Consider the following 7,910-nt stretch of genomic DNA (forward strand, 5'->3'; position numbering starts at 1 on the left):
CTTCGCGGAGCTTGCGGACAACCTGCTCCGGGGTGTGCTTTCTGCCTTTCACTTCGGTTCCTCCTTGCCCTCTCGGGCGGTGTTGGAACCCTCATATCAGATGGACCAGTTCTCGGGGGTCAGGTCAGCCTCCCAGGCCATCGCTAACATCCGTGATCGCCTCGAGAGCGAGCTGCCGGCCATCTTGGATCACATCCTGCCCGTCTCGCGAGGATGGCGGTGGCCCTAGCCACAATCAATCGGCGGAATGGCGAACATCGACAGAGCTAATGAAGGAACTGACAGTGAAACCCGAGAGTAATCTACCAAGCAGTCCACCAATCGAGGAATCAGTCGGCATTGATGGCTCGGCGAGCCAGTGGCAGCTACACCACGTGCAGCTGGCGATCCGCCCCGGTGGTGAAGACGAGGGCAGGCGATTCTACGCGGCTGGGCTGGGGATGACCGAGGTACGGAAGCCGGCGGGCTCTGGCAGGGCGGGGCGGCGTCTGGTTCCGTTTTGGCAACGTCCAGATCCATCTTGGGGTGGAGGCTGAGTTTCGCCCGGCGAGAAAGGCGCATCCGGCGATCCTGAGCGATGATGTTGACAGGCTCGCCGCCCGCCTGGAGAGCTACGGCTTCTCTGTCGAGTGGGACGACCTGATGCCTGAGTACCGCCGCTTCTATGCGCACGATGCGCACGGCAACCGTCTGGAATTCATGGCGACCGCGAAGGAAGCGCATGATCTTCCCGCGCCGTCCGATGCCGAATTGAAACAGCAGCCCACCACAACTAACTGAAAACGGCGCCGCAGCGCACGCACGCCAGGGTTCCGGACAACCTCTCCACCGATCCCTGAAGGCCTAGAAGCACCACAGGAGCCCTCGAGCTCGATGATTGGTGGGTGGCCGGGCTCAAGCGACTCGGGCTGCCGGTAGTGCCGCTAACCGAGATGCCGAACACGGGAGACGTGCTTCGACCGCCCGGCCCGGGCTCTAAGTCGCCGTCGCCGGAGACCTAGCCGAGCTCAGGTCCGAGAGCGACGAGGAGGCCAGCGACCGCCACGACCGCGTGAGGCGTGAGCTTGCCGGCCCTCACCGCTTGGTACGCGCCATATGCGGCCACGGCGATCCCGAGCCATTGCCGGAACCGCTGGAAGCCGTCATCGCTGGCGCCGACTGCCGTAGACATGTTCCGGCGACTTTACCCACGGCCGGCCGGCTCTAAACCGGATGCTAGTTGCTCGTACCGGCTGAATGGTGAGCACGAATGCGGTGAGTCGGGTCGGCGTACTTCGCCTTGATTGGCCGAGCACGCTTGTTGTGCTCGCGGATGTAGCGCATGAGCTTGCGCTGGAGGTCGTCGGTGACGCCGGGGTCGCGCAGGTGCTGGAGATCGGGCAGGTCGGTCGGTGCCCGCGGGAAGCGGCCGGTGAGCTGCGCGTTGTCGTCAATGGGGACGCCGTCGCGGCGGAGGCTGCGAACGAGGTCGAGGGCGGGCCTGGCCACCGTCGGCAGCCGCAGCGGTGGACAGGCACGGGAGGTTTGCAGTCCGCCTAGCGGGAGATTTGGTGTCCGCCCACAGGGATTTCCGTGTCCGCCTACCGGGAGTTTCTACTGTCCGCCGTCAAGCGCTCGATCACGTGGCGACCGGCTGGCCGGGATCGCTTAAATGTGCACGAATGAGCCCTACGCTGCTTAGCCCCCCGCGGAAAGAGGACTACTTCCCGAGGAACTGGGCTAGTGACTCTGGCGTCAGCTTGAGGCCGAACCGCGCTGCCGCATAGTTCATGCCTAAGCTGACTCTGAGTGGACGACACTCCCCCGCTCGGAGCCTACCGAGCCTTTCAGGACTTCGCCGGTCCACGACTCTGGGGCCCTGGCAACACCTGGCGGGCGACCTATGGGCGTGGCGTCGTGGCCGACCTCGCCGAGGGTCTGCGCGCCCATCCGGCCGCTGTGCACCAGCGCTTCCCCGGGAAGGCGGAGGCATACCCGGTCGTGCTCGGCTGTGTGCCCTGGATCACCAGTCGGGAGGTTGTCGATGCCCTGCTGGCCATCGGTAACTACTGCGTGGTGGTTGACAAGAGCGCGTACGGTCCCCAGCTAGATCGGCTCAGCAGCGAGGGTGAAGGCGTCTGGCAGATGCTGCTCCGGGACCTCCAGGACTGGGGGCCAAGTGATGAGGGGGGCCGCCACCCTGTCGTCCACCCGTATCACATGCCCGGCGACCGAGGACTAGAGCCAGTTCGCGTGGTCGGGTGGAGGCAGCGAGGCAAGGAAAAGGTGCCGTTGTTGCACGCCAAGCTGGCGGTGTGCTGCGCCGCCTATACGTGGGAGAGCGATGGTGGCGGCTGGGATGACCACCTGCTGCCGATGAGCGTCTGGATGGGGTCCGCCAATTGGACCACCGCCTCGCAATGGCACATAGAGTTCGGCGCCTGGAGTCACGACGAGGCGCTGGCGAAGGATTCACTGGACTTCCTCACGGCCGTGATCAAGCTCAGCGAACCACAGGGAAGTGTGGCCGGGCGGCCAAGCCCGGAATTGGTCGCGGGCGAGTGGGATGACGACGCATTCGCCGAGTTGATGAGCGAGTACAGCGAAGCCGAGGAGCCGGAGCCGGAATGAACGTCAGCGGCGTGAGGGCGTCCTGGTGACCCGCGAACGCTCCGAGAAGGTCCGCCTGGCCCGCGACGCGAGCAGGCCCGCCGGGCACTTGGCCGCACTGAGGCCCAGAGCGACGCCTACGAGGGTTGTGGCTCACCAAACCAAGGATCGCCGGATCGAGCCCTCGGGGATCACCTGGGTACAACTCCAATTCAGCCTGATAACAATCGGAGAGGAGTGGTCTGGCTTCCTCCGGGCGATCGAACTGGGGCTCGGTATCACCGGGACGGTCACCCTGGCGGCATCGTCCCAAGCTTGGCCATTCCATCGACCTCGACGGCTTCGGGATCGGCGGCGTCGCAGCTAAGGGGCAGGGCCGAGGTCCGTGTACGTTGCCTTGAGCGCCGAGGCGTAGGTGTCGGCCTCGGAGGGTTTGAGGATGCGGGACACGCGAAGAAAGAAAGCACCCGAACGGCTCAGGTAGTTGTAGGAGCCGAAGAGAGGATTCTCTTTGACAATACCGCCGACGTAGACGGCTCTGGCCTGAGCGTCATCCGCGTTGGCGAACGCCTCCACGCTACCGCCGGCGTCCGTGCCTCCGGACCCGCTGCCTGGGACTCTCAGATCCCGCCATTCCGTCTTCGAGGTGTACCCGTGCGGGCGGCCGAGCAGATGGTTGGGGTCGGTGTCTTCTGTGACCTCCGTCACCGCCGTCATCGGCAGTCCTGCCGCCTGGAGCTTCGCCACAACCTCAGCCGCCGTCGGAAGCTTCGGGGTCGGTGTGGGTGTTGGCTTGGCGCTGTGCACCGCAGCTGAGCTGGGCCCGCCCCCCCCGCTACTCCCGCCGCCGCAGGCGGCCAGAATGACCAGAGCGGCGATGGCGGCTAGTACACCTCCTCGCACTGCGCGAGAGAGAGTAGCACACGGCTCGACCCCTCGGACTTCCTGCTGACGGGGGGGCAATGACCTCCGGTGGTCGCCGCCGCCTGACGATGCCGCTCCCTCGCGGTTTCCGCCTTGGGCTGGGCCGAGCCAGGTGGGTTGCCAGGGTTCAAGCTGTGCACGGCGGCCATAGGCGATCAGGAGGTGGCACAGCCTCGGCAGTGTTGAGGCCGCCCTGGCAGCGATTCCAGGCCACCATCCTGTGCCACCATGATCTCCTTAGTTCTGCGATCGCTCAGGTTCGGTGCGGCGCTGATCTTCAGTGGCAGCTTCGGTGCTCCGTTCCGGCGCACTGCGTCTTGAGCCAGTCGACCTAGGGGGTGGCGACCACCCTCTTCCATCTCATCCCCCGCGGGTGCGGAGCCGCGTCAGGTCCACCTCCGCACCAGCGACTTGCAGAAGGCGTCATTGTCGGCGCTAAGGGAAACGGGTGCATTAAAGTCGCTTATCGGGAGCTTGAGTCCTACGATTATCGGGGCGGGAAAGCCTGTTTCGTATACTCAACCGGCCATGGCCGATTCCCTCACGTCCAACCTCGCCAGTCATCCCATCTCTGCGAATTGCCCCGGCTGTGGTGGTCCGGTCGAAGTGAGCATGGCAGAAGCTCTAGCTGGCAAGGTGGTGGTCTGTCCGCGGTGCAACCGCGAGATACAGCTCAGGGCCGATCCGTCGGTCCAAAAGAGCCTCGACGACGTCGATCTCGCGATGACAGACCTGAGACGGTCAATCGATCAATTCGGTCGCTAATGCCTTTCATCCTACTCATCCCATGAGCGAATCAGATCGCACCAAGGTGCAGCCCGATGAGGTCTGTGAAAGCTGCAGGGCAGCGCCTGCCACTCAGGTCATGTTCCGCAGCGGCACCATCCAACTTGATCCACAAGGCCGGCCGGTCGCGGAGATCGAGCCTCGCCTTGCCGTCTGCCGGCAGTGCTGGCTAGACCTAGTCAACGATCGGAAGCGACATCCTCCAGCTCATATCATTCGCCACCTCTAGCGCGATGGGGAAAGGGGCTCGCCTTAACCCTGATGGGCATTCGGACTGATCATCTTGAGTCTGATGGCGTAGGTCAGTAAGAATTGAGAGGTGGCGACCAGAAGTTCAGCCTCCCAATGATCCAGAGGCATACGATGATGCTGGCCCTCATCAGACTCTGTAGCGCCACGGTGCCACCCCACTCGATTAAGCAGTGTGCAGTGTCGACCCAGTTCCTGACTGATAGCTTCACGGCGCTGCGCCGGTTCGTCGTCTTTCAGGAGCTCGAGCCATGAGTCTGGATTGTATGGGGCCTTCACGACAGCTGAGAACTTGTCAAGCGCCGCTGTCAGTGCCTGGTAGTCCTCGCCGGCACGGATATGCTTCCGAGCCTCCTCGAGCTGCCTCATCGCGTCATCCCAGGATGGATGAGTTGTACTCGCGAGCCCTGCTAGCCCCATTGTTGAGGGTGGCAGCTGATATCCGAGCGCGGACAGGCAGTCTTCCCACTGGGAGAGTGGGATTGTAAAGCTCCCGTCGCCTGAAACCCTTCTAATCTCGTCGGCGGCATGAATGATCCCCGCTAGCTTAACAGTGAAATACAACATGCGGCTCTGGGCATGTCGGTGTCGCTCGATTGCTTCCAGGTCTTGGGACGTCAGCTCCCAAGTCCATAGCACATTCTGAGACTCGTACCCCGGGTTGAAGAGCCCATTGGCTGCGACGTCGACAGCTCCATAGACGTACTCATGTTGATCATCTCTGCCAGAAATGGTGGCTTCCAGCCAGACCCAAGGTTCGATTGGGTGAAGGTCGCACTCAAGGTTCGGGTGGTATTCGAGGAACAAACGCAGTCCCTTGGGAGCATCCTGTTTATTCTGCAGTGTTTTGACGGCGAGTCTGCCCAGAGTAGCTCTTTTGGGCGGACCGCTAATCGAAAGTTGGATGTCGCTGCCTTCCATTTCGCCTTGAGTCAGCCGCGCCGGCGCAGAAGTCTGATCGATTGAAGTACGGCGGGATCCATTCTTGATCTATACCACAGGTGTCTGGACTGGCCAAGGTCGCGTCCCTCCGGCGCTGTAAAAGTGAAACGACGTAGTCTCCCGCGGAAGGTCTGAGCAACCACCGCAAGGAGGACGACACCGTGAAGAAGAGAGTAGCGCCCAGCGCCGCCTTGGAGGCGGCCATCGATGAGCTGCTGAGCGAAGGGCTCGGCGATGCCGAGCGGCTGGCGGCAGTTGGCCGTCTGGGTGCGCGAGTGGTGCAGCAGCGGGCGCTGGAAGAGGAGGTTGCCGAGTTTCCTGGGCCGAGCCCCGCTACGAGCGAGCTCCGGAGGCCCCTTGGCTCGCGCAACGGGGTGCGGCCGGGGCGCATGCAGACGGCCGAGGGCGAGCTCGAGGTCCAGATGCCCCAACTGCGGGACACCGCCGAGGGCTTCGTGAGCAAGGTGCTGCCCCACCTCCGGACGGTGATCAGGGCGCCGCCACTGGAGGCGCTCATCATCGGCGCCTACGTGCGCGGGCTCTCGGATCGCGACATTGAGAGCCTGATCCAGGAGAGAGCTTGGGCCCGCTCTCCAAGAGCACCGCCAGCCGGGTCTGCCAGGAGCTGCCTGAGGGCTACCGGGCCTTCCGGGCCCGGAGTCTGGCCGAGGTCGACCTGCTGGTGATGTCCTGGACGCGATCTACCTGCCCACCCGACCGAGCGGGGCCAAGGAGGGCGTGCGGGTGGCCTGGGGCTACACCGAAGCTGGCGAGCGGGTGCTGCTCGACGTCTGCCTGGGCCTTCGTGAACGCAATGGCGGTAACCGTCAGACCATATAGTTCAGATATTGCGCTTAGCACAGTTATGGAGTAGGATGGCTGTGGAGGTGTGAGTACATGACATCCGCCACATTGGCACCAGATTCTGTCGTCGCGCCCGACCGCGCTGATGTGTCACAGCTACGGGTGCTGGATGACGGTCTTGTCCAAATCGAGGAACGAAAGCAGACCCCGCGCCTAGTCGGTCCCAATGGAGAGGAGATCCCGATCCCAGGGGCGGCTTTCCATGCCCTTCGTCAGGTGGTCGATGCCATGAGCAGGGGGCTCTCGATCACTCTCGTGCCCCATGGAAAGGACCTGACGACCAAGGAGGCCGCGGATCTGCTGCATGTGTCTCGGCCGTTCCTCACCCGCAATCTTCTTGGCAAGGACATCCCCTTCGAGAAGGTCGGCACACACCGTCGTGTTCGGCTCGAGGACGTCCTCGCATACCGCGAGCGACGGGCACAAGAGCGGCGGGCCTTACTCGACGAGATGACTGCAGCCGCCCAGGAAGTCGAAGGTGGGTACAGCTAGCGCCCCACGATAAGCTCACCCAATCGTGGCCTTCAGCGTTGTCCTCGACGCCTGCGTTCTCTACCCGTTGTCCCTATGCGACATCCTTCTTCGACTGGGGGAGCGCGAGCTCTATGACCTATATTGGAGTGAGCGGATCCTCGAGGAAGTACGTCGCAACCTGGTCAAGAACCGGCTGACCGAAGACCAGGCCGCGAGGCGCATCGACGCGATGCGGAGAACCTTCCCGGCGGCAATCGTTCCCGAAGAGGCGATCGCTCGCTTAGAGGCGGCGATGGTGAACGAGGAGAAAGATCGGCACGTGCTCGCGGCCGCCGTCGAATCGCCCGCGGAGGCCGTGATCACCTTCAATCTGGACGACTTCCCCGAAGAAGCTTGCGCGCCGCATGGAGTCGAAGCGACACATCCCGACGACTTCCTGCTGGCGCTCTGCGATTTCGGTCCCGCAACGGTGCGCACAGCGATCGACGCCCAGGTCGCAGCTCTCCGTAACCCGCCGATACCACGCTCTGAGCTCCTTGACATGCTAAAAAGGGCTGGAGTGCCACGCTTCGCGGAGCACTTGCGCGCCCGAGGTGGCGAGCAGGTCCGACCGGCTCCCTCTTGAACAGGCCCGCGAGCGCAACTAGAAGAAACTATAATTTTCTCTAGTTAGCTGAGCTAGGAGGAGGCTGGGTCTCGCAGCCGCTCATAGACCTTGCGCAGATAGAACTCGCCGAGGATAACGCGAAAGTCCTCGTCGTCAAGGATCTTCTTGTAGATCTCGTCGTTGGCGTCAACGCGGGTGATGATGGTCTGCAGGAACTTCCGGTCGAAGACCAGGCGGAAGTTGTCGATGGTGTTGTTCTGCGCCTGATCCGACAGCTCGCCGTCTGCGACCCAGCTTTCCTCGAACTGGTCCAAGAGCAGCTTGTCGACGTCGGTGAGGTCGGTCCCGAATCGGTCGTTGAGAACCTCGACGATGCTGGAGAGGTGCTCCATGTCGAGCTCCTGCTGGCTGCCCTTGCCCTCGCCGAAGAACGACCGCACCTCGCCGGTCTCCGAGGTCATCGCCAGCGTGCCCG

Annotated in this window: 8 protein-coding genes and 3 pseudogenes; 6 read left to right on the forward strand and 5 right to left on the reverse strand. The window is 63.2% G+C overall.

Annotated features, from left to right (window positions below; all coding sequences use genetic code 11):
* The coding region (locus ACR2MZ_RS05240) for a hypothetical protein (RefSeq protein WP_434004017.1) at positions 1-229 on the forward strand (229 nt) is incomplete at its 5' end.
* A gap of 109 nt (positions 230-338) precedes the next feature.
* Positions 339-780, forward strand: a pseudogene (locus tag ACR2MZ_RS05245) (VOC family protein).
* A gap of 217 nt (positions 781-997) precedes the next feature.
* On the opposite strand, the gene ACR2MZ_RS05250 reads toward ACR2MZ_RS05245, so the two are convergent.
* Positions 998-1,171: a hypothetical protein gene (locus ACR2MZ_RS05250; protein WP_434004018.1), complete on the reverse strand. Its 174-nt coding sequence runs from the start codon at positions 1,169-1,171 to the stop codon at positions 998-1,000.
* Between the two features lie 44 nt (positions 1,172-1,215).
* Positions 1,216-1,341, reverse strand: a pseudogene (locus ACR2MZ_RS05255) (IS630 family transposase); the annotation flags it as partial.
* A 447-nt stretch (positions 1,342-1,788) separates the two neighbouring features.
* On the opposite strand from ACR2MZ_RS05255, the gene ACR2MZ_RS05260 reads away from it, so the two are divergent.
* Positions 1,789-2,610 (forward strand): hypothetical protein, encoded by an 822-nt coding sequence (locus ACR2MZ_RS05260; RefSeq protein WP_434004019.1) that lies wholly within the window; start codon positions 1,789-1,791, stop codon positions 2,608-2,610.
* Positions 2,611-2,952: 342 nt separating this feature from the next.
* On the opposite strand, the gene ACR2MZ_RS05265 is transcribed toward ACR2MZ_RS05260, so the two are convergent.
* Together ACR2MZ_RS05265 and ACR2MZ_RS05270 are read right to left on the reverse strand one after the other, a co-directional pair.
* Entirely contained in the window at positions 2,953-3,336 is a 384-nt protein-coding gene (locus tag ACR2MZ_RS05265; protein ID WP_434004020.1) for a hypothetical protein, read from the reverse strand.
* Between the two features lie 1,215 nt (positions 3,337-4,551).
* Positions 4,552-5,469, reverse strand: a complete 918-nt coding sequence (locus tag ACR2MZ_RS05270; protein WP_434004021.1) for a hypothetical protein — start codon at positions 5,467-5,469, stop codon at positions 4,552-4,554.
* Positions 5,470-5,651: 182 nt separating this feature from the next.
* Between ACR2MZ_RS05270 and ACR2MZ_RS05275 the strand changes: the two genes are divergently transcribed.
* The 3 genes from ACR2MZ_RS05275 (at position 5,652) to ACR2MZ_RS05285 (ending at position 7,453) form a co-directional block, all read left to right on the forward strand.
* The gene (locus tag ACR2MZ_RS05275; protein WP_434004022.1) at positions 5,652-6,176 is read left to right on the forward strand and encodes a transposase; all 525 of its coding nucleotides are present in this window, start codon (positions 5,652-5,654) and stop codon (positions 6,174-6,176) included.
* Between the two features lie 226 nt (positions 6,177-6,402).
* Positions 6,403-6,846: an excisionase family DNA-binding protein gene (locus ACR2MZ_RS05280; RefSeq protein ID WP_434004023.1), complete on the forward strand. Its 444-nt coding sequence runs from the start codon at positions 6,403-6,405 to the stop codon at positions 6,844-6,846.
* Between the two features lie 25 nt (positions 6,847-6,871).
* Positions 6,872-7,453 (forward strand): PIN domain-containing protein, encoded by a 582-nt coding sequence (locus tag ACR2MZ_RS05285; RefSeq protein WP_434004024.1) that lies wholly within the window; start codon positions 6,872-6,874, stop codon positions 7,451-7,453.
* 53 nt (positions 7,454-7,506) lie between these two features.
* Here ACR2MZ_RS05285 and ACR2MZ_RS05290 read toward each other — a convergent pair.
* Positions 7,507-7,910: pseudogene (locus ACR2MZ_RS05290) on the reverse strand (hypothetical protein); the annotation flags it as partial.

It is taken from the genome of Candidatus Dormiibacter sp., from assembly GCF_050999135.1.
Taxonomy (GTDB): Bacteria; Chloroflexota; Dormibacteria; order Dormibacterales; family Dormibacteraceae; genus Dormiibacter; species Dormiibacter spiritus.